Origin of the sequence: Ralstonia condita (assembly GCF_958405655.1) — a bacterium.
Taxonomy (GTDB): Bacteria; Pseudomonadota; Gammaproteobacteria; order Burkholderiales; family Burkholderiaceae; genus Ralstonia; species Ralstonia condita.
Genome location: NZ_CATYWO010000001.1, coordinates 814,570 through 835,030 on the forward strand (window position 1 = coordinate 814,570; position 20,461 = coordinate 835,030).

The 20,461-nt window shown below is 63.6% G+C and carries 23 protein-coding genes and 1 pseudogene; 15 read left to right on the forward strand and 9 right to left on the reverse strand.

Annotated features, from left to right (window positions below; translation table 11 throughout):
* The first annotated feature begins 46 nt into the window (after nt 1–46).
* The 8 genes from trpB (at nt 47) to purF (ending at nt 8,262) form a co-directional block, all read left to right on the forward strand.
* On the forward strand, nt 47–1,240 hold the full coding sequence (gene trpB / locus R2N03_RS03780) for a tryptophan synthase subunit beta (protein ID WP_316655342.1): 1,194 nt from the start codon (nt 47–49) through the stop codon (nt 1,238–1,240).
* 10 nt (nt 1,241–1,250) lie between these two features.
* Nucleotides 1,251–2,072 (forward strand): DNA-methyltransferase, encoded by an 822-nt coding sequence (locus R2N03_RS03785; protein ID WP_316655344.1) that lies wholly within the window; start codon nt 1,251–1,253, stop codon nt 2,070–2,072.
* Between the two features lie 15 nt (nt 2,073–2,087).
* The gene (trpA, locus tag R2N03_RS03790) at nt 2,088–2,885 is read left to right on the forward strand and encodes a tryptophan synthase subunit alpha (RefSeq protein WP_316655346.1); all 798 of its coding nucleotides are present in this window, start codon (nt 2,088–2,090) and stop codon (nt 2,883–2,885) included.
* Between the two features lie 37 nt (nt 2,886–2,922).
* Nucleotides 2,923–3,795, forward strand: coding sequence for an acetyl-CoA carboxylase, carboxyltransferase subunit beta (accD, locus tag R2N03_RS03795; RefSeq protein WP_316655347.1), 873 nt, complete (start codon nt 2,923–2,925; stop codon nt 3,793–3,795).
* A gap of 84 nt (nt 3,796–3,879) precedes the next feature.
* Nucleotides 3,880–5,178: a bifunctional tetrahydrofolate synthase/dihydrofolate synthase gene (gene folC, locus R2N03_RS03800; RefSeq protein WP_316655349.1), complete on the forward strand. Its 1,299-nt coding sequence runs from the start codon at nt 3,880–3,882 to the stop codon at nt 5,176–5,178.
* Between the two features lie 13 nt (nt 5,179–5,191).
* Nucleotides 5,192–6,052, forward strand: coding sequence for an SPOR domain-containing protein (locus R2N03_RS03805; RefSeq protein ID WP_316655350.1), 861 nt, complete (start codon nt 5,192–5,194; stop codon nt 6,050–6,052).
* Nucleotides 6,053–6,133: 81 nt separating this feature from the next.
* Entirely contained in the window at nt 6,134–6,631 is a 498-nt protein-coding gene (locus R2N03_RS03810) for a CvpA family protein (RefSeq protein WP_316655352.1), read from the forward strand.
* Between the two features lie 98 nt (nt 6,632–6,729).
* Nucleotides 6,730–8,262, forward strand: a complete 1,533-nt coding sequence (gene purF / locus R2N03_RS03815) for an amidophosphoribosyltransferase (protein ID WP_316656564.1) — start codon at nt 6,730–6,732, stop codon at nt 8,260–8,262.
* A gap of 70 nt (nt 8,263–8,332) precedes the next feature.
* Here purF and R2N03_RS03820 read toward each other — a convergent pair whose 3' ends face one another.
* The 3 genes from R2N03_RS03820 to R2N03_RS03830 form a co-directional block, all read right to left on the reverse strand.
* Complete coding sequence (locus tag R2N03_RS03820) at nt 8,333–9,154, reverse strand: ABC transporter permease (protein ID WP_316655354.1); 822 nt, start codon at nt 9,152–9,154, stop codon at nt 8,333–8,335.
* Nucleotides 9,155–9,165: 11 nt separating this feature from the next.
* Nucleotides 9,166–10,128: a nodulation factor ABC transporter ATP-binding protein NodI gene (gene nodI / locus R2N03_RS03825; protein ID WP_316655356.1), complete on the reverse strand. Its 963-nt coding sequence runs from the start codon at nt 10,126–10,128 to the stop codon at nt 9,166–9,168.
* A gap of 142 nt (nt 10,129–10,270) precedes the next feature.
* Nucleotides 10,271–10,471, reverse strand: coding sequence for a YMGG-like glycine zipper-containing protein (locus R2N03_RS03830; protein WP_316655357.1), 201 nt, complete (start codon nt 10,469–10,471; stop codon nt 10,271–10,273).
* Nucleotides 10,472–10,905: 434 nt separating this feature from the next.
* Here R2N03_RS03830 and R2N03_RS03835 point away from each other — a divergent pair, with 434 nt between their 5' ends.
* The 4 genes from R2N03_RS03835 to R2N03_RS03850 all read left to right on the forward strand — a co-directional run bounded on the left by R2N03_RS03835 (nt 10,906) and on the right by R2N03_RS03850 (nt 12,844).
* The gene (locus R2N03_RS03835) at nt 10,906–11,403 is read left to right on the forward strand and encodes a phasin family protein (RefSeq protein WP_316655359.1); all 498 of its coding nucleotides are present in this window, start codon (nt 10,906–10,908) and stop codon (nt 11,401–11,403) included.
* Nucleotides 11,404–11,665: 262 nt separating this feature from the next.
* Nucleotides 11,666–11,905, forward strand: a complete 240-nt coding sequence (locus R2N03_RS03840) for a hypothetical protein (protein ID WP_316655361.1) — start codon at nt 11,666–11,668, stop codon at nt 11,903–11,905.
* A 150-nt stretch (nt 11,906–12,055) separates the two neighbouring features.
* Nucleotides 12,056–12,382, forward strand: a complete 327-nt coding sequence (locus tag R2N03_RS03845) for a hypothetical protein (RefSeq protein WP_316655363.1) — start codon at nt 12,056–12,058, stop codon at nt 12,380–12,382.
* Nucleotides 12,383–12,574: 192 nt separating this feature from the next.
* Nucleotides 12,575–12,844 carry a hypothetical protein gene (locus R2N03_RS03850; RefSeq protein ID WP_316655365.1) on the forward strand — a complete coding sequence of 90 codons (270 nt, stop codon included), beginning with the start codon at nt 12,575–12,577 and terminating at the stop codon, nt 12,842–12,844.
* 31 nt (nt 12,845–12,875) lie between these two features.
* Here the strand turns inward: R2N03_RS03850 and R2N03_RS03855 are convergent, their stop codons facing one another.
* Nucleotides 12,876–13,097: a hypothetical protein gene (locus R2N03_RS03855; RefSeq protein ID WP_316655367.1), complete on the reverse strand. Its 222-nt coding sequence runs from the start codon at nt 13,095–13,097 to the stop codon at nt 12,876–12,878.
* Between R2N03_RS03855 and R2N03_RS03860 the strand changes: the two genes are divergently transcribed.
* Complete coding sequence (locus R2N03_RS03860; protein ID WP_316655370.1) at nt 13,096–13,509, forward strand: GlcG/HbpS family heme-binding protein; 414 nt, start codon at nt 13,096–13,098, stop codon at nt 13,507–13,509. The genes R2N03_RS03855 and R2N03_RS03860 overlap by 2 nt on opposite strands.
* A 197-nt stretch (nt 13,510–13,706) precedes the next feature.
* Here the strand turns inward: R2N03_RS03860 and hemP are convergent, their stop codons facing one another.
* The 4 genes from hemP to R2N03_RS03880 form a co-directional block, all read right to left on the reverse strand.
* Nucleotides 13,707–13,976: a hemin uptake protein HemP gene (gene hemP, locus R2N03_RS03865; RefSeq protein WP_316655372.1), complete on the reverse strand. Its 270-nt coding sequence runs from the start codon at nt 13,974–13,976 to the stop codon at nt 13,707–13,709.
* A gap of 216 nt (nt 13,977–14,192) precedes the next feature.
* Entirely contained in the window at nt 14,193–14,606 is a 414-nt protein-coding gene (locus R2N03_RS03870) for an ExbD/TolR family protein (RefSeq protein WP_316655374.1), read from the reverse strand.
* A 9-nt stretch (nt 14,607–14,615) separates the two neighbouring features.
* Nucleotides 14,616–15,344, reverse strand: coding sequence for a MotA/TolQ/ExbB proton channel family protein (locus R2N03_RS03875; protein WP_316655376.1), 729 nt, complete (start codon nt 15,342–15,344; stop codon nt 14,616–14,618).
* A 33-nt stretch (nt 15,345–15,377) separates the two neighbouring features.
* Entirely contained in the window at nt 15,378–16,037 is a 660-nt protein-coding gene (locus R2N03_RS03880) for an energy transducer TonB (protein WP_316655378.1), read from the reverse strand.
* A 502-nt stretch (nt 16,038–16,539) separates the two neighbouring features.
* Between R2N03_RS03880 and R2N03_RS03885 the strand changes: the two genes are divergently transcribed.
* Nucleotides 16,540–18,858: an AAA family ATPase gene (locus R2N03_RS03885; RefSeq protein WP_316655380.1), complete on the forward strand. Its 2,319-nt coding sequence runs from the start codon at nt 16,540–16,542 to the stop codon at nt 18,856–18,858.
* 23 nt (nt 18,859–18,881) lie between these two features.
* Here R2N03_RS03885 and R2N03_RS03890 read toward each other — a convergent pair whose 3' ends face one another.
* Nucleotides 18,882–19,223, reverse strand: a complete 342-nt coding sequence (locus R2N03_RS03890) for a DHCW motif cupin fold protein (protein ID WP_316655382.1) — start codon at nt 19,221–19,223, stop codon at nt 18,882–18,884.
* 205 nt (nt 19,224–19,428) lie between these two features.
* Between R2N03_RS03890 and R2N03_RS03895 the strand changes: the two are divergent.
* Nucleotides 19,429–20,454 (forward strand): annotated as a pseudogene (locus tag R2N03_RS03895) (dicarboxylate/amino acid:cation symporter); the annotation flags it as partial.
* Nucleotides 20,455–20,461 lie beyond the last annotated feature (7 nt).

The following is a 20,461-nucleotide window of genomic DNA, read 5'->3' on the forward strand; positions in this document are numbered from 1 at the left end:
CGACTGGTCTTCACCCTGGCCTCGGCGGACGCCTCGAGAGATTGCCATGTATAACCTGCCCGACGCCCACGGCCATTTCGGCCCCTACGGCGGTACCTTCGTTGCGGAAACGCTGTCCCACGCGCTGGATGAACTGCGTGATGCCTACGCGCGCTACCAGCACGATCCAGAATTCATCAAGGAATACGAGTACGAGCTGAAGCATTTCGTCGGCCGTCCGTCACCCGTCTACCATGCTCGTCGCCTGACGGAGCACTGCGGCGGCGCGCAGATCTATCTGAAGCGCGAAGACCTGAACCACACCGGCGCGCACAAGGTGAATAACGTCATCGGCCAGGCGCTGCTGGCGCGCCGCATGGGCAAGCCGCGCGTGATTGCCGAAACCGGCGCCGGTCAGCACGGCGTAGCCACGGCGACCATTGCTGCGCGTTACGGCATGGAATGTGTCGTCTACATGGGCAGCGAAGACGTGCGCCGCCAGGCCGCCAACGTCTATCGCATGAAGCTGCTGGGCGCCACCGTGGTGCCGGTGGAATCCGGCTCGCGCACGCTCAAGGATGCGCTGAACGAAGCGATGCGAGACTGGGTCACCAACGTGGCCGACACCTTTTACATCATCGGCACGGTGGCGGGTCCGCATCCGTATCCCATGATGGTGCGCGATTTCCAGGCCGTGATCGGCGAGGAATGCAAGGTGCAGATGCCCGAGATGGTCGGCCGCCAGCCGGATGCGGTCATTGCCTGCGTGGGTGGTGGCTCCAACGCCATGGGCATCTTCTACCCGTATATCGATCATGCAGACGTGAAGCTGATCGGCGTGGAAGCTGCCGGCGAGGGCATCGAGACAGGCCGCCACGCGGCGTCACTCTCCGGCGGTACCCCCGGTGTGCTGCACGGCAATCGCACGTATCTGCTGCAGGATGCCGATGGCCAGATCATCGAGACGCATTCCATCTCGGCGGGCCTGGATTACCCTGGGGTCGGTCCCGAGCACGCCTGGCTGAAGGACATGGGCCGCGCCGAATACGTCGGCATCACCGACGGGGAAGCGCTGCAGTCCTTCCACGACCTGTGCCGCATGGAAGGCATCATTCCCGCGCTGGAGTCGAGCCACGCGCTGGCGTATGCGTGCAAGCTGGCGTCAACGCTGCCCAAGGACAAGATCCTGCTGGTGAACCTTTCCGGCCGCGGGGACAAGGACATGCACACCGTCGCTGAACTTTCCGGCATCAAGTTCTAAGCACGTCCACATGACCGAGCGCGCCATCGACGGCATCTTCAACGAGGACTGCATTACCGGGGTCGGGCATCTGGCCGACGGCAGTGTGGACCTCGTCATCGCCGATCCGCCGTACGGGCTGGGCAAGGATTACGGCAACGACTCCGACAAGCTGTCTGGCGATGCCTACCTGGCCTGGTCTGAACGCTGGATCGATGCGGTGCGGCCGAAGCTGGCGCGCAACGGATCGCTTTACCTGTTCTGCACTTGGCAATACGCGCCTGAACTGTTCGTGATGCTCAAGCGACGGCTCACGATGGTCAACGAGATCATCTGGGACCGTCGCGTGCCCAGCATGGGCGGGAGCACGCGCAAGTTTTCGTCGGTGCACGACAACATCGGTTTCTTTGCCGCCTCGCGCGATTACTACTTCGACGTCGACGCCGTGCGTATTCCGTATGACGCCGAGACCAAGAAAGCGCGCAGCCGCAAGCGTTTCGAGGGTAAGAAGTGGCTCGAGGTCGGCTATAACCCGAAGGACGTTTGGAGCGTGTCGCGCCTGCACCGACAGGACCCGGAGCGTGCCGAGCACCCGACGCAGAAGCCGCTCGAGCTGGTTGAGCGCATGATCCTGGCGAGCTGCCCGCCGGGTGGCCTCGTCCTGGACCCTTTCCTGGGCAGTGGCACGACGGCGGCGGCATGCGCGCGCCTTGGCCGCCGCTTCGCCGGCTTCGAGATCAACGCCGACTATTGTCGCGTGGCACGTGAGCGCGTGGCGGCAGTCCATGCCGTCACCGTATCCGCTGCGCAACCGACTGAATCCGTGGCGCCTGACGTCGTCAAGGTCGCCTGACAAACCTGTTCCCATATGTCCCGCATCGCTCAAACCTTTTCGCAACTGTCAGCGCAGGGCCGCAAGGGCCTGATCCCGTTCATCACGGCAGGCGATCCGTACCCCGAAATGACTGTCGAGTTGATGCACGCCCTCGTCAAGGGCGGCGCCAACGTCATCGAGCTGGGCGTGCCGTTTTCCGATCCGATGGCGGATGGTCCGGTCATCCAGCGGGCTTCCGAGCGCGCATTGGCAAAGAAAGTGGGCTTGCGCACCGTGCTGGAATACGTGCGTGCGTTCCGCGCCACCGATACGACGACGCCCGTGGTGCTCATGGGCTACGCCAACCCGATCGAGCGCATGGGTGTCGATGCCTTTGCCAAGGCGGCGTCCGAGGCTGGCGTAGACGGTGTCCTGGTGGTCGACTATCCGCCGGAAGAATGCGAAGCCTTTGCCATGGCCATGCGTGCAGCCGGCATCGATCCGATTTTCCTGCTGGCGCCGACCTCCACCGAGGCACGCATCGCCCAGATCGCACGTGTGGCAAGCGGCTACATCTACTATGTATCGCTCAAGGGTGTGACGGGTGCGGCCACCATCGATCTGGACGCCGTTGCCGCCCGGATTCCGCAGATTCGGCAGCATGCGCGTCTGCCGGTGGGCGTGGGCTTTGGCATCCGTGATGCGGCAACGGCACGTGCGATCGGCGGTGTCGCCGACGCCGTGGTTATCGGATCCCGCATTGTGCAATTGCTTGAGGAAGCACCCCGCGAACAAGCGGTACAATGCTTGACTGATTTCATCGCGGAGATCCGCCAGGCGCTGGACGCCTGAGTCGCAATCTTCGCGCGAGCGCATTCAAGGAGTACGCATGAGCTGGCTGGACAAACTGCTTCCGCCCAAGATCCAACAGACTGATCCGTCACAGCGCAAGGGCATTCCCGAGGGCCTGTGGATCAAGTGCCCGGCCTGCGAGTCGGTGCTGTACCGCACTGATGTCGAAGCCAACCTGCACGTCTGTCCGAAGTGCGACCATCACATGCGCATTGGCGCACGGGCCCGTCTGGACGCGCTGCTGGACGCTGAAGGCCGCTATGAACTGGGCCAGGAGATCCTCCCGGTCGATGCACTCAAGTTCAAGGACAGCAAGAAATACCCCGATCGCATCAAGGCCGCCATGGACAACACCGGCGAGACCGATGCCATGGTCGTGATGGGCGGCGCCATCCATGCCCTGCCGGTGGTGGTGGCCTGCTTCGAGTTCGAGTTCATGACCGGATCGATGGGTTCGGTGGTGGGCGAGCGCTTCGTGCGTGGCGCACAGACGGCGCTGGAACAGAAGGTGCCGTTCATCTGCGTGACGGCCTCGGGTGGTGCGCGCATGCAGGAAAGCCTGCTGTCGCTCATGCAGATGGCCAAGACCACTGCGATGGTGCAGAAGCTGGCCGAAGCCAAGCTGCCGTTCATCAGCGTGCTGACCGATCCGACCACAGGTGGCGTGTCCGCCAGCTTCGCCTTCATGGGTGACGTGGTGATCGCCGAGCCCAAGGCCATGATCGGCTTTGCAGGCCCGCGCGTGATCGAGCAGACCGTGCGCGAGAAGCTGCCGGAAGGCTTCCAGCGCGCCGAGTTCCTGCTGCAGAAGGGCGCCATCGACATGATCGTCGACCGCCGCAACATGCGCCGCGAGATCGCTGAGCTTTTGGCGCTCCTGCAGAAGCAACCGGCCGACGCGCTGGCCTGATGCGCTGCCTCCGATAACCGAAGCGCGGGCGATGAGTCCGCGCTTCTTGTTTTTGCGCGGCGGATTCCGCGCGATACGCTTCGCATGCCTACATTCGACAATCTGCCCGACTGGCTGGCCCACCTCGAAACCGCACACCCCGTCGGCATCGACATGGGGCTGGCGCGCATCAGCCGCGTGCGCGATGCGCTGGGATTGGAATTCCGATCGGTCGTCTTCACCGTGGGCGGCACCAACGGCAAGGGCTCGACCTGCGCGATGCTGGAGGCGATTCTCCTGGCCGCTGGTTACAAGGTTGGCTGTCACACGTCGCCTCATCTGATCGATTTCAACGAGCGCGCGCGCATCAACGGCGAGATCGCTCCTGATGCCATGCTGCTGCCGCATTTCGAAGCGGTGGAGCGCGCACGCTGCAGCTTTGATGAACCAGTCAGCCTGACGTATTTCGAGTTCACCACGTTGGCGATCATGCTTCTGTTTGCCAACGCTGGGCTCGACGCGGTCATCCTGGAAGTTGGCCTGGGCGGGCGGCTGGACGCGGTCAACATCATCGATACGGACTGCGCGATCGTCACCAGCGTCGACCTCGACCACATGGCCTATCTGGGCGATACGCGCGAAGCAATCGGCTTCGAGAAGGCTGGTATCTTCCGCTCCGGCAAGCCTGCGATCTGCGCCGATCCGGTGCCGCCGGTGTCACTGGTCAAGCACGCCGAAGCTGTTGGCGCCGACCTTTGGCTGATCGGTCGCGATTTCAATTTCCAAGGCGACAAGCAGCAGTGGGGATTCAGCGGCCGCGGGCGGCGTTGGTCAAGCCTTGGCTATCCGGCGCTGCGTGGCGCCAATCAGCTGCTAAATGCATCGGCGGCGCTCGCCGCGCTGGAATCGGTGCGGGATCGTCTACCCGTTACGGCACAAGACGTGCGTCTGGGATTGTCGCAAGTGGCGCTGCCGGGTCGCTTCCAGGTGATGCCGGGCCGCCCGTCGGTCATCCTGGACGTGGCGCATAACCCGCACGCATCGGCAGCGCTCGGGCAGAACCTCGAGAACATGGGGTTTTACCGCTACACCTATGCTGTGTTCGGCGCCATGCAGGACAAGGATATCGCCGGCGTACTCAGGCACATGCTCGACAAGGTGGACCACTGGTGCCTGACCGATCTGCCCACGCCGCGCGCCGCCAGCGCCGAGAGTCTCGCGCAGGCACTGACCGATGTCGGGTTCCAGGCTGGCAAGGACGCCAGCGTCAGCACATTCAGCGATCCCGCCACAGCCTATCGCAATGCCATGGAGCGGGCGACCGAGGATGATAGAATCGTGGTCTTCGGATCGTTCTACACCGTTGCCGGCGTGCTGGCGGAGCGCAAGAGTCGCGCGCACTAAACCCGGGGCCCTCATGGGACTGTTTTCCATCTTCTCCTCCCGCAAGAACGCTGAAGGCGAACGCTCACGGCGCGCGGCCGGCAGTGCTGCTGACGTGGCCCGCGATGCAGTGCGCGAGTCCCGCGCCTCGTCGAATGCGCGCAGCCGTGCTTCCCGTCGCGATGACAGTGACGACGATGGCCTTGATCCCGAACTTCCGCAAAAGCAACGTGCGCGTCGCCGCCTGATCGGGGCGGTCGTGTTGGTTGGCGCGGCTGTGATCGTCCTGCCGCTCGTGTTTGACGCCAAGCCGCGGCCCGTCACGGATGCCGTCGCCGTGCAGATCCAGGATCAATCGGCTGACGGCAGTGCAAAGCGCTCTGGCGATGAGCCGAAAGTTGCGAGCCGTCGTTTGGCGCCACGCGCTGCTGGCTCGTCTGGTGACCAGACGCAGGCACTGGATCAGGGTGAGGAAGTGGTGGCGGCCAACGATGCGCCGGTCGCCAGCTCCGCCGCACCGGCTGTCGTCCAGAACATTCAGGCCCCGAAGCCCACGCCACCGAAACCCGCTGCCAGCGTGGCGCCTCCTGTGGAGTCCAAGCCCGCCCCCAAGGCGGCGCAGCAAGCCCAGCAAGCCGTCACACCGGGCAACGATGCAAAGGAAGGCAAGTTCATCCTCCTGATCGGTGCATTCGCTTCGGAAGACCGCGCACGCAACTGGCTCGGCAAGCTCAAGGCCGACAAGATTCCAGGCTATATCGAACATAAGAAGGTACCCGAGAAGGGTGACCTGGCCCTGCTGAGAGCGGGCCCGTTCAATGACCGTGCGGCTGCGGAAGCGGCGCAGAAGCGCGCAGAACAGATCGGCCTGACGCCGAAGCTCGTCCAGCAATAACCATGCGGTACGACGCGCACTCGCCAGACACGCCGGTCCGATGCGCAGACTTCAACCCAAGCCGACCCGAGCCGCTACCTGATGCATCCCACGTTCTTTGACTATGGTGTGCTGTTCATCGTCGTCACGTCAGCACTGGTAGGACTGTTTCGAGGGCTGATCCGCGAGGTACTCGCCCTGCTGGGTTGGCTGTTCGCTGCTTGGGTGGCGTACTCGTTTTCGGACGTGGCTGCGGCGTGGATGCCCGAGACGCTGCCGGGCGGGCCGGTGGCGCGCACGGTTCTCGGTTTCGTTCTACTGTTTATCGTGACGGTGATCGCAACGTCGTTGCTGGGTGCGCTCCTCGCGGCGGCGTTGGCCAGTGCGGGCCTCAAGCCGGCCGACCGCGGCCTCGGCATGGTCTTTGGGTTGGCGCGCGGCGGTGTGATCGTCCTCGTGCTGATGACGGTGGCGGGCTTCACGAGCTTGCCCGAACAGCCGTTTTGGCGCGACGCGGTCGTACGCCCTTACGCAGAGCAGGCAGCGCAAGCGGCGAAGCCGCTGCTGCCGCCGGACGTCGCCAAGTACGTTCACTATTGATTCAGGGCGTCTTGCCGCAAGCTAGACGACCTGGAAGGTTTTTTTTGGCGCCTGCAACGGGTGTTGGCGCCTCCAATACGTTCTCGCTGGAGATCGACATGTGCGGTATCGTTGGCGTGGTTTCATCCACGCCTGTCAATCAGCTCATCTATGACAGCCTGCTGCTCTTGCAGCACCGTGGGCAGGACGCGGCCGGTATTGCCACCGCATCCGGCAGCACCTTCTATATGCACAAGGCGAACGGCATGGTTCGTGATGTGTTCCGCACCCGCAATATGCGTGGCCTTCCCGGGACAAGCGGTATCGGCCAGGTGCGTTATCCGACGGCTGGAACGTCGAACGAAGAAGAGGCGCAGCCGTTCTATGTCAATGCGCCGTTCGGCATCGTGCTGGCGCATAACGGCAACCTGACGAACTCCGATCAACTGCGCGAAGAAATGTTCCGGCGCGACCGCCGTCACATCAACACGCAGTCGGACTCCGAAGTGCTGCTCAACGTGCTGGCTGACGAGCTGCAGCGTGCAAGCAATGACATCCCGCTGGACCGCCACTCCATCTTCACGGCCGTGGAGGGTGTGCATCGTCGCGTGCGCGGTTCGTACGCTATCGTCGCCGAGATCTCCGGCTACGGCGTGCTGGCTGTGCGCGACCCGTTCGGTATCCGTCCGCTGGCCCTCGGCAGCCAGGAAACGCCGGACGGCAGCATTGAGTACATGGTGGCCTCGGAATCAGTGGCGCTGGAAGGCATCGGCTTCAAATTCGAGCGCGACGTGGCGCCCGGTGAAGCCATCTTCATCGATCTGGAAGGCAAGCTGCACACCAAGCAATGCGCCGAAAACCCGGTCCTGACACCGTGCATCTTTGAATACGTTTACCTGGCGCGTCCGGACTCGCGCATTGATGGCGTGTCGGTGTACGACGCGCGCCTGCGCATGGGCGACTATCTGGCCGAGAAGATCAAGCGTGAAGTGACGGATCGGATCGACGTGGTGATGCCGATCCCGGACTCGTCGCGACCGGCCGCCATGCAGGTCGCCAACCATCTGGGCGTGCCCTATCGCGAGGGTTTCTTCAAGAACCGCTATGTGGGCCGGACCTTCATCATGCCGGGCCAGGCGGTGCGCAAGAAGTCGGTGCGCCAGAAGCTCAACGCCATGGCGATCGAGTTCAAGGGCAAGAACGTGCTGATCGTCGACGACTCCATCGTGCGTGGCACGACGTCGTCGGAGATCGTGCAGATGGCGCGTGACGCCGGTGCCAAGAAGGTGATCTTTGCTTCCGCGGCGCCGCCCGTGAAATATCCGAACGTGTACGGGATCGATATGCCCACCCGCGGTGAACTCGTCGCCTACGGCCGCACGCACGAAGAGATTGCCAAGATCATCGGCGCCGATCAGCTCGTCTATCAGGACGTGGAAGACATGAAGCGCGCCGTGCGCGACGTCAACCCGGCGCTCAAGGATTTCGACGCGTCGTGCTTCGACGGCAAGTATGTGACGGGGGATATCGACGAGGCATATCTCGATCGACTGGAGACTGCACGCAACAACTCTGCCGCTGGGGCCGATCAGGCGCAGAACGATGATCCGCGCACGCAACTGCATCTGCAGCGCTCTGCCGTGAACGAGTAGGCGGCAGAAGCGGAACAAAAAAGCCCGTCCAGTGTGGACGGGCTTTTTCTTGGGCGGCCCAATGGCGGCGTCATTTGAGCATGCGCCGACGCAGCAGCCAAAGGCACAGCCACAGTGCGCCAACGGCATAGAGCAGCAGCACACCGAGGTGCAGCAGGATGTTGTCGGGCGTACGACCCAGCATCAGCGGGCGGATCAACTCAACGGCATGCGGCAAGGGCAGCACGTTTGTTGCCGCGCGCACTGGCGCCGGCAGCTGTGACAATGGAAAGAACACGCCCGAGAGCAGCATCATCGGTGTGATCACCAGCGTCTGATAGAACATGAAGAAGTCATAGTTGGGCGCCAGGGCGGTCATGTTCATCGCCAGGCAGGCGAAGACAAAGCCCGTGAGCACAACGACCGGCAGCGCAAGTAACGCCTGCGGCATCGATGCGTAGCCGAGCGCGCCTGCCACCAGCATGATCGCCAGGCCCGACAATACAGACTTGCTGGCCGCCCAGATCAGTTCGCCGAGCACCACGTCGCCCAGACTGAGCGGCGCGTACAGGATCGCCTCCCACGTGCGCTGCACGTGCATGCGCGAGAACGCCGAGTACATCGCCTCGAAGCTGGCCGACATCATGGTGCTCGACGCGACTGTGCCGGCGGCCAGGAAGGCAATGTACGAAACCCCATCCACGTGTCCGACCAGAAGACCGAGGCCGAGACCCAGGCCGAACAGGTAGATCATCGGATCGGCCAGGTTGCCGGCCATCGACGGGATGGCCAGCTTGCGCCACACCATGAAGTTGCGCAGCCAGACGTACTGCCAGTTCCGGAAATTGAGCGGCAGCAGTGGTTGCGGATAAGCGCGCTGCTGCGGGACGGAAAGCGTGGTTTCAGTGGACATGAATAAGCGCCTCAGTCTCGCATTTCGCGGCCGGTCAGGCGCAGGAAAACGTCTTCGAGGTTGGCGGGGCGGTGGAGGTAACGCAGGCCGGGCATGGTGTGCGCTTCGCTCTGGGCGCGCAACGCCGCCACCAGGGGTTGTGGATCGCGTGCGTAACAGAAGAGCGTTTCGCCGCTGGTTTCCACGCGTTCGGCCAGCGGAGCGAGGAGCGTGCGCAGCGCGCTGAGTTCTTCGCCATAGACCTCGACCACGTCGCAGCCGATCTCGCGGGCGATGAGCTCGTGTGGCTTGCCCTGCGCGATCTTGCGGCCATTGTCGATCACGCACAGCTCATCGCAGAGGCGCTCGGCTTCTTCCATGAAGTGCGTCGTCAGCAGGATGGTCTTGCCATTCGCGAGCAGCGAACGCAGGCGCTCCCAGATCAGGTGGCGTGCCTGCGGGTCCAGCCCGGTGGTCGGCTCGTCCATGACCAGAATATCCGGATCGTTGATGAGCGCCCGAGCAACCGTCAGCCGCCGCTTCATGCCGCCCGACAACGCGCGCACCTGTGCGTCAGCCTTTTGCTCGAGCCGTGCAAATTCGAGCAGCGCAGGGATGCGTGCGCGGATCTCGGCAGAGGAGAGCCCAAAGTAACGCCCGAAGATGTGCAGGTTTTCCGTGACGGAAAAATCCGGGTCGAGATTGTCGAACTGCGGCACCACGCCCACTCGCATGCGCGCGCGGTGGGCAAACTCGGGGACCGCCTCGCCGCAGAGTTGCAGCGTGCCCGCGTCGGGCATCGTCATGCCGAGCAGCATGCGCAGCGTGGTCGTCTTGCCTGCGCCATTTGGGCCCAGCAGTCCGAAGCACTGTCCGCGGCGGACCTTGAAGCTCAGGTTGTCGACCACGGTCTGGCCGCCGTACTGCTTGCGCAAGCCCTCGACGCTCAGGATCGGTGTGCTGCTCACGGCAAAGCCTGGGTGCTCGTATCGCACGTCGCCTCCGTTGCAAAACGCCGATTATGCGCTCGCCCAGCCGTGCGCGTGCGAGGGGCATCCGCGAGGAAAGCCCCGCGCTCAGTCAACAAAAAGGGCCAGGCATGCTGCCTGGCCCTCACCCGCGAACTGAGATACAGCGCTATCTGGTGGCCGCATTGCCGATCACGCCACCCAGCGCTGCGCCACCGAGCGTGGCGCCCGGGCCGCCCCAGATGGCCGCCCCGGCGATACCACCTGCAGCCGCCCCCAGTGCGGTATTGCGCTGCTTGGGTGTCATGTCCGCGCATCCGCTGACGGATGCCAACGCGGCCGCCAGGAACAAGGATACGAAGGCACGCATAAACAACTCCTCGCGTCATTTGTATACCTGGATTAAAGGGCGCCGGCGCGACCATGTGCAGGCATCGCTGCCTGAAAACACTGTCAGCCGATTCCCACATGGCCGGGGATGCCTCCGGCAACAAAGTTCCCCGCGCGGGAACACGCCCTGTCCGTTCTGTCATGGCGTGCCGGCAGCCCCGGTGCCGGGCTGGGCCGATGGGGCGTGAGCATGTACCGCAGGGCGCCCACGCCCACGCGGCGAACGCCTCCGCATGCCAGACGGACGGTCCTCGCCGGTTCCACCCCTCCCGGCGCGGTTCACGATGGACGATCTTGTCGCGAGACCGGTCGGACAGATGGGCGAGGTCAAGGAAATTGCTTTCGCCCGCGACTACACTGAAACGCCCGGCGCGTGCCGGACGCATTTACCCATCTCGCGAGGGAGAACCCGACATGATGACTCTGGAGCAACTCGGCCTGCTTCAACGCTCGCAGCTCGAAGCGTGGTTGGCCGTTACCGAAGAAACCGTTGACGGCGTCAATCGCCTGATCGGGCTCAACCTCCAAGCGTTCAAGGCCGGCTTTGGCGAAACCGGGCAGTGCCTGCACGAGGCTGCCGACGCACAGGACCCAGGCCAATGGTGGAGCGCGCAGGCGCGTTATCTGCAGCCTGCCGGCGAGCGGGTCTCGGGCTACACGCGCAATCTTGTCGAAATCGGGGTGCAGACGCAGAACGCCATCACCCGCGCGTTGCAGCGCCATGGCGACGAGGTGCGTCGCCAATGGGGCTTCGTCACCGAAAATTTTGTCGACGCCGCGCCTCCCGGCGCAGAAGCCGCGATCAGGTTCCTGAAGGCTTCGGTGGGCTTGGAAGTCGCTGCCGCGGAGGCTGCCGAGGAGGCCGTGGCCGAGGTGAGTGACGCGATCGCCAAGGACGAAGCGTCACATTGAGGCAGCCGCGCACGGGCTAGCAATGTCGGCACGCTGCCGACGGCGATTTCGGTCCAGTCCTACAAAACGGTGCGGGACGGCGTCGACACTCCCACTGTGCGCATGTTTGTAGGCTTCCTACATGTCCATCCAACATGTAGGAGGCCGTCATGCCCTATCTCGTTGCGTGGTTACTCGGTGTTCCCGCGTTCTTGTTGTTGTTGATCTGGCTGTTCGTGCATTGACGAGCGGCCGCGACGCTTCAATATGAACCGGAGGACACATGACTTTCCGAGACGATTGCAAGATCGAGGTGTCAGCCTATGAACTCTCGCCGAATGCATGGCGCGCGGAAGTGAGCATCCTGCATGCGAGCACCGGCCAGACGCTTCTGCCACGTACCACCGTGCGCGAATCGACGAATACCTACCCGAGCGCCAGCGTCGCCCTCGAAGCGGCCCGCGCCTATGCCGACGCAATGATCGCCGCTGGGGAGTTGGACTGCAGCCCGACGCCAGGTTGAGCTGCCGCGCCAGGGGTGTCGCGTGTGGAGGTTACGTTCTGTTACCAAATCGCGAGCACCGTATCACCTGCGTTTTTTGCCGTGAATACAATACAGATACCGTAATCGGCGCGGGCCAGGGTTTGGCTGGCGCTTCTCAAGCTGCAGGTGATGAAGATGACTCGACGCAATGGGCTGTTGATTGCAGGTGCGGCGGCACTGGCGGTGCTGGCCGTGCCGCAGGTAGCGTCGGCGCACGTGAGCGTCGGCATTGGCTTCGGTATTCCGGTGGTTCCCGCTCCGGTGTATGTGGCACCTGCTCCGGTTTATTACCCGCCGCCGCCCCCGGCGTACTACGCGCCTCCGCCGCCCCCCGTGTATTACGCTCCGGCGCCCGTGTACTACGGTCCACCTCCGGTGGTGGTCGGTGCGGGGTGGTATCGGTGGGGGCCACGGTACCGCTGGTATGACGGCCGTCGCTGGGGACACTGGCGTTGAACGGCAGGCTGCTCGATGAAAAGGCTCCCTTGGGAGCCTTTTTCTTTGCCGGCACGCCGCAGGCACGGCATCTGCGTAGAAATCCACGACGGGCAAGCGACGTGGTTGCTACGTGACAAACGCGCACGGGGCAGAACCGACGGCGTCCTTGGCCGATCGCATGTTCACACTGCCATGACCGAAGGAGGCCACATGCAAGTCACGACGCAACGATCTGCAATCCGCGCCCTCGCCGTTACCGCAGGCGGCTTGGCGCTCGCGCTCGGCGCGACAGTCGCGCACGCCGGCTCGATCGAGCCCGACCAGCCGATCCACAAGGTGAGCCGTGCAGACCTTTACACCGATGGTGCGAAGATCGGCCGTGCCGATCCCTACACAGACGGTGCCAGGACGGCGCCCCCCGGCCCGTACACGGAAGGCGCCGGGGTCGGCCGCCGGGATCCCTATACCGATGGCGCTTGATCCGCCGTTGCCGCACGACATCCAGCCCGGGTCACACCGGGCTTTTTCTTGCCTGTCGGCTGCGCGTGCGTGGCGGAAGAACATTCACCTGGCAAGCCGCGCACGCGCGACGATACTGAAGATGCAGAAATGTATCGGCTCCTTTGCGCTGGATGAAGAGGATCGTGCTCTGGAAGCGGCGCACGCCGGTGGCATACTTTCGCTTTGCGCGGCATTCGCGCATCCGTATCACCTCGACCAAGGAGAACGTCATGAAAACCAAGCCCTGCCTGTGCCAGGACGATGTCACCAAAATCCTGGATGCCGCCGAGAAGGAAGCGCGCGCGCATCAATGGGCTGTGACGATCGCCGTGGTCGATGACGGCGGCCATCTGATGGGCCTGCGCCGCATGGACGGCTGCGCAGTCATCTCTGCGTACATTGCACCGGAAAAGGCCAAGACGGCCGCGCTGGGCCGCCGTGAATCGAAGATCTACGAGGACATCATCAACAACGGCCGTATCTCGTTCCTGTCTGCACCGCACCTGCAAGGCATGCTGGAGGGCGGCGTCCCCATTCTGGTGGAAGGCGTTTGTGCCGGCGCCGTGGGCGTATCGGGCGTGAAGTCGTCGGAAGACGTGCAGATCGCCAAGGCGGGCATTGCCGCTGTGCACGTGATCTGCTGATACGCAGATCGCGAAGTGGCCCGAAGAGGAGGGCGTGGCGCAAGTCGCGCCCTTTTTTCTTTGGGTGGCGAGAAAAGAACGGCTTGGCTGGCGGTCGTCAGGCAGACGGGTCTGGACGTCTGCCAACGCGAAATGACGATGGCTGGCTACGGCCGAATGTCTCCTGAGAGAGATGTCCCCACAAAAGCCGGTGCGTGTTACTTGGTCAGGATCAGCTTGCCAAAGCGCGTCACACGCAGGGTGTACACAGCGCCGTTGTGATGGATGGCCACCGCGTTCTGACCGGCGAAGAGCTGCTCCGAGGTCATCGTCCTTGTCGCGGTGCCTGCCGTGGCGGCGGGCTCGGCAGCTTGCGCGGCTGCGGGTGCAGGTGCGGCGTCGGCGCGGGTTGGGCGTGTGCGGGCCACGATGATATGGCGGCGGCGTGTCACGGTGCGTCCTGCGTCTTGGTGTTCGGCGGCAATCATTGAGCGTTCCAGGCGAGCAGCAAAGCGTTGGCTGGAAAGAGCGTTTCCAGCGAATACGCAGCAGAATAAATGAGAATCGTTATCATTTCAAGGTTCGCCTGACGATGTGCTGAGCCCTTGCGCCCCAGGGGTCACTGATCTCGCGGTGCACGATGCTTGAAATGACGAACCCCCGCGCGAGGGCGGGGGGTGAGTGACGTCAGCCTGCCGGCGGTGTCAGTTACGCTGCGGCTCGGTGACGAAGCCGATGCGGGCGAGGCCTCCGCGCTGGATGGCCGCCATCACCTGCGCCACGCGTTCATAACGGACGTTCCGATCCGCCCGCAGATGCATTTCGGGCTGGGGCTGCTGCTGCGCGGCCTGGGCAATATCCGCCTGCAGCGTGGCCTCGTCGACCGGCTGGTTGTTCCAGAACACCTGGCCCTGCGCGTCGATCTCCACGTTCACGCTTTGCGGCTTGGCATCGTCGGGTTTGTTGGAGGCGCGCGGCAGGTCAATCTTCACCGCATGGTTGATCACGGGAATCGTAATGATGAAGATGATGAGCAGCACCAACATGACGTCGACCAGCGGCGTCATGTTGATTTCGCTCATGACGTCGTCATCGCTGTCGAAAGATCCGAAGGCCATGGCGACTCCTTACTGCGGCTTCACAGCGGTGAGGCGGACGCCGCCGTCGTCACGCTGACTGCTCGGGCGCAGGCGTGCGCCGGTCACGAAGTAAGCGTGCAGGTCATGTGCAAAGCGGTTGAGCTTGGCGATGACGGCCTTGTTGCCGCGTGTGAGGGCGTTGTAGCCCAGCACCGCCGGAATGGCCACCGCCAGGCCGAATGCCGTCATGATGAGCGATTCCCCCACGGGGCCGGCCACCTTGTCGATGGTGGGCACGCCCACCGCGCCAATGCCGAGCAGCGCGTGATAAATGCCCCACACGGTCCCGAACAGGCCGACGAATGGCGCAGTCGAACCGACCGACGCCAGCACGGCCAGACCGGATTGCATCTGCCCGACCGATTCATCGATGGCGCTCTTGAGCGAACGCGTGATCCAGTCGGAAATATCCATCACGTCATGCAATTGCGGCTGGCTGGCGCGATGGTGCTGCGCGGCTTCGCGGCCGGTTTGTGCAAGCGTGTAGAACGGATTGTCCTTGGGTGAGCCCAGCGTCTGCATCGCGTGATCGAAATCATCGGAATGCCAGAAGCGCTTTTCAGCGCCTTGCGCCATCGACTTGAGGCGCACGATATCCCACGCCTTGGTGAGGATGACGATCCACGAGGCGAGCGACATGATCAGCAGCAGAATCGCCGTGGCGCGCGTGACGATGTCGCCTTGTGTCCAGAGGTGGGAAAGACCGAGTTCCTGCATAGTGGGTTTCCTGATGACGAGAGACAGATCGGATTAGTTATCGAGCTTGAACACGTACGGCTTGCTGGCCACGACGGGCACAGCACGGCCGTTCTGCTTGTATGGAGTGCACTTGATGCCGCGGGCCGCTTCGGTAGCTGCGCGGTCCAGGCGAGGGGAGCCAGACGACGTGACTACGGCCACATTGGTGACCTCGCCAGCTGTGCCGATGGAGAGTTTGACCAGCGTGCGGCCTTCCTCGCCCATCTTTTGCGACATCGATGGGTATACCGGTTGGGGGTCGCTGCACTGGATGTCATTGAGGCCGACGCTGATCGGGCCCGATGGTACGGGTGCGGGCGCAGGCGCTGCCTCGACGGGCGGGGCAGGCGGCGCGGGCGGTGCCGGGGGCGCCACGGGTGCGTTGTCCGATGGCGGCAGCGCGGGCGTCGGCATCGGGGTCGGCCTGGGCTGCGGCGCCGGCTTGACCAGATTGACCTGCTTGGGTGCTTCCTGCTTCACGGGCGGCTGTTTGGGCGGCTCCGGCTGCCGGATCGGCTCCGGCCGCACTGCGGGAATGAGGTTCACCTGCAGTTCAGGCGGCGCCTCCTCGCTGAGGGGCGGCTGAATCAGGCCGAGCTGGATCATCATCAGCACGCCCGCGTGCAGCATCAGCACGACCACCAGGATCTTGAGAGTACGTGGGTGAATCATCAACGACCGGGAATCGAAGGCAGAAAGGGTTAGTGTGCGGCGTGTCTGGCAGCAGGACGAAGGCTTCAGCGCTTGCCAAAAACGAGCAATGAAACGCCGATGCTGATGAGCAGACTGAGGAGCAGTTCCATGACGCCTAGCGTTGGAGCCAGCGGGGTCGCCGCCAGCATGGCAGGTATTGTAGGCCTACATATTGCAACAATGTTGCGACAGCGGGATGCGGCTTTGATCTGCGCTATCGCTTTGATTGATGCAGTATAAACGCTAATGATTCCTATTTGCGAAAATACCATGCGATTCGTGGGGTGCGGGCCACGTCCAGATGGCGGATGGCAGGCCCTTGGCTGCTTGGGCGGCTTGCGTGCGCGGCCGGAGCAGCCCCGCAATGTGCGGACACGGGGATGAACCCGGGGTACGCACCGGGCGCAAACGCGCTAGGATGAAAAAACATTCGAACGCGGTGACCGGCCGGCCAACCGTGAAACGGGGAAAGGGGGCGACCATGGATGAAGCCAACCTCAGCCTGGACGACGCCGATGACGACGGCACATTCGTCCCCACCGGCGGCAGACAGCCCCAGGCGCTGGTCTCGTCGCTGGACTCCATGTGTGCGCAATTCGCGCTTCGCACGGTATGTGCGATGGGCTTGCGCTTCAATTTGCGCACCAATATCAACGACATCCTGACCGTCTGCGCGCCGGAACTGGTCTGGCCCGTGACGGTCATCCAGCGCCTGCAGCGCTTCCTGGCCGCGCGCTGCGCGGACATGCCGGGCTGGCGCGCCGTGGGTAAGCTGGACCTGCCCACATTCATGGACCGCCACGGCCAATGGAGCAGCGCCTTCGATGAGGGCTCGCTGTTCTATTACCTCGATGAATACGTCAAGCATCACGCCAAGGACATGTTCACCGTCTTCGGCGCCTCGTGCGATGTCCTGGGCGCACGGCTGGCAAACGAGCGCGTCCTGCTGGTCGGCAACATCGACATGCTGGCGCGCGTGCTGGGCCTGCCGCCGCATGAGCGCGCGCTGCTGCTGTTTGCGTCGCTCGTGAAGTACAAGCGCGACCTCCGCGCGGTGATGGTCGATTGCAAGGTCGCGCACAGCCAGGAAGCATTCCAGCTGCTGGCCGGCCTTGCGGGGGCGAGCACCGCCGAGGTCGCCGCCTCGCTGCGTCCTGGCTCGCGTCTGGAAACGCTCGGCCTGATCGAGCCGCCGCTGCCCGAAAACAGCGTCACCGATCTCGGTGACCTGATGCGCATCTCCGACCGCCTGCTGCACGTGCTGCTGGGCGACTACGCCAGCGAGGCGGAGATGATGGCCGTCTTCACGCGTCCCGCCCCGCCCACCGAACTCTCACAGGCGGATTACCCGCATGTCGAGACTGACGCGCGCTATCTGACCGCTCTGCTGGAGAATGCATCGCAGCAGCGCGCGGCGGGCGTGAACATCCTGCTGTACGGCGCGCCCGGCACCGGCAAGACCGAGCTGGCGCGCGTGCTGGCACGCGATGCGGGCTGTGAGCTGTATGAAGTGGATTGCCTGGACAAGGATGGCAACAGTCTCAACGGCAAAGATCGCTATCGCTCGCTGCAGGTCTCGCAGGCGTTCCTGCGCGGGCGGCCCGGCGCGGTGCTGTTGTTCGATGAGGTGGAGGATGTATTCCCCGGCCCGACGCGCGAGTTGATGAGCCTGTTCGGGCATGAGGAGCCGCGCGGCTCGGTCAACGGAAAGGCGTGGGTCAACCAGACGCTGGAACAGAACCCGGTGCCGGTGATCTGGGTGTCGAACTCCATCCGCCAGATCGACCCGGCGTACTTGCGGCGTTTCCAGTTCCATCTTGAATTGAAAGTGCCGCCGTCGGCGGTGCGCGAAAGCATCATCCGCAAGCATCTGGAAGGCCTGGACGTATCGGATGCCTTCATGGCCAAGCTGGCTGCGCGCAAGACGCTCACGCCCGCCCAGATCGACTCTGCGGCGCGCTTTGCGCGCCTCACGCAGCCCGCCATGGAGGAGTCGGCCGAATCCCTGATCGTGCGTCAGCTTGATCACGCCGATCAGGCCATGGGCCTGCGTCCGGAAGTGCAGGCGCATCGCGTCGTGACCGAATACAAGCTGGACTACCTGAACCTCGAATCGCGTTTCTCGGTGGAGCGCATCATCGATGCGCTGCGCGCCCGAAAACGCGGCACGCTGTGCTTTTACGGGCCGCCGGGAACAGGCAAGACGGTGCTGGCCGAGCACATTGCCGCGCAACTCGACGTGCCGCTGATGATCCGCCGCGCATCGGATCTGATGAGCAAGTACGTTGGGGAGACCGAACAGCAGATCGCCGCCATGTTCTCGCGCGCGGAAGAGGAGCGCGCGCTGCTCTTGCTCGACGAGGCCGACAGCTTCATGCAGAGTCGTCAAGGCGCGGTACGTCACTACGAAGTGTCGGAGGTCAACGAGATGCTGCAAGGCATGGAGCGCTTTGACGGCATCTTCATCTGTACGACCAACCTCTTCGATCGCATCGACGAGGCGGCGCTGCGGCGCTTTGCGTTCAAGATCCGCTTCAAGCCGCTGATGCGCGCCCAGCGTGAGCAGATGTTCATCGTCGAGGCGCTGGCGGGCAAGGCGGAGGCGCTCAAGCCCATCTGGCGAGAGATCCTCGCCTCGCTCGACATGCTGACGCCGGGCGATTTCGCTGTGGTGAAGCAGCAGTCCGTGTTGCTGGGCGAGGCGCTCGATCCGGAGGCGTTTCTCGCGCAATTGCGGCAGGAACATTCCATCAAGCCGGCGCTGCGCGAGCACCGTTCGATCGGTTTTACGCAGCCCTGATCGCCGCTGGTCACCGCGCGGCGTCAATCCACGATGAACAGCCGCGCGCCGGTCTTCGTGCAGGACTGGTGGGCCTCGGCATCGTCGCCCACCTGGTAGCTCATGCCGGGTGTGAGCACGAACCTGCGGCCGTCCTCCAACGTGGTTTCCAGTTCGCCTTCCAGGCAGAAGAGGATGTGCCCCTTCCTGCACCAGTGGTCTGCCAGATAGCCCGCCGTGTAATCGACCATGCGCACGCGGATGCGGTTCGACGCGTCACCGAAGTAGCGTGTACGCCAGATCGCCGTGCCGGTCTCGCCGGCATGTTCGGTGGTCTCGACGGCGGACCAGTCGGTCGTGCCGAAAGCGAAGGGCGCCATGTTCATTGCGGGCTCCGTGGTGTAGGTGAGTGAGCCCATGATCGTAGCAGGGACGTATATGCCGGAGGCGCCGCTTTTCATGTGCATGCGGCGCCGCTTGCAGGCATCCCTCGTCAGCATTGCCTGTTCCTCAACAATCCGTGGCGCTGGAACATCCAGCCAATGTTCATGCGGCATTGCAGCAGCCTGCAAATTCAATCGGTTCAATGTATTGATCTGGTTTGTGTGCGCGTCGGCGACGTCGCTGGCGCTGGGTATGCTCCTGGTCAACTTCTTCCAGCCGGGTGTGCACATGAACCTCGCGCTGCCGGATGTGTCGGCCACGTCGGGCCTGAAGACCGGTGACTTCACCCTTAAGGCCTTCATCACGCACGTGTTCCCGCACAGCATCGTGGAGGCCATGGCCACCAACGAGATCCTGCAGATCCTGGTGTTCTCGCTGTTCTTCGGCGCCGCGCTGTCGACGATGAAGAACCCGATGGACAGCGTGATCGGCCGTGGCCTGGAAGAGCTGACCAAGCTGATGTTCCGCATTACCGACTACGTGATGCGCTTCGCGCCGCTGGGCGTCTTTGCCGCCATGGCCGCCGCCATCACGGTGGAAGGCGTGGGCGTGCTGTGGACGTACGGCAAGCTGATCGGCGAGTTCTACCTGGGCCTTGCGCTGCTGTGGGCGATCCTGTTCTTTGTCGGCTACGTGCTGCTGGGTCGTTCGCTGGGCCGTCTGCTGGGGCTGATTCGTGAGCCGACGCTGCTGGCGTTCGCCACGGCGAGCAGCGAGTCCGCTTACCCGAAGACGATCGAGGCGCTTGACCGCTTTGGCGTGCCCAAGCGCATTTCGAGCTTCGTGCTGCCGCTGGGTTACTCGTTCAACCTCGATGGCTCGATGATGTACCAGGCGTTTGCGGTGCTGTTCATCGCGCAGGCCTACAACATCGAGATGGGCTTCACGCAGCAACTGACGCTGCTGCTGGTCCTGATGCTCACGAGCAAGGGCATGGCCGGTGTGGCGCGTGCCTCGCTGGTGGTGGTGGCAGCCACGCTGCCGATGTTCCATCTGCCCGAAGCCGGTCTGCTGCTGATCATCGGGATCGACCAGTTCTTCGACATGGGCCGCACGGCCACCAACGTGATCGGCAACAGCCTGGCCACGGCCGTGGTGGCGAAGTATGAGCCGGCTGAAGAGGAGGCGGTGGAAGAGGCCGCAGAACCCGCAGTGCAGCCGCAGGTCGGCTGACTTTAAG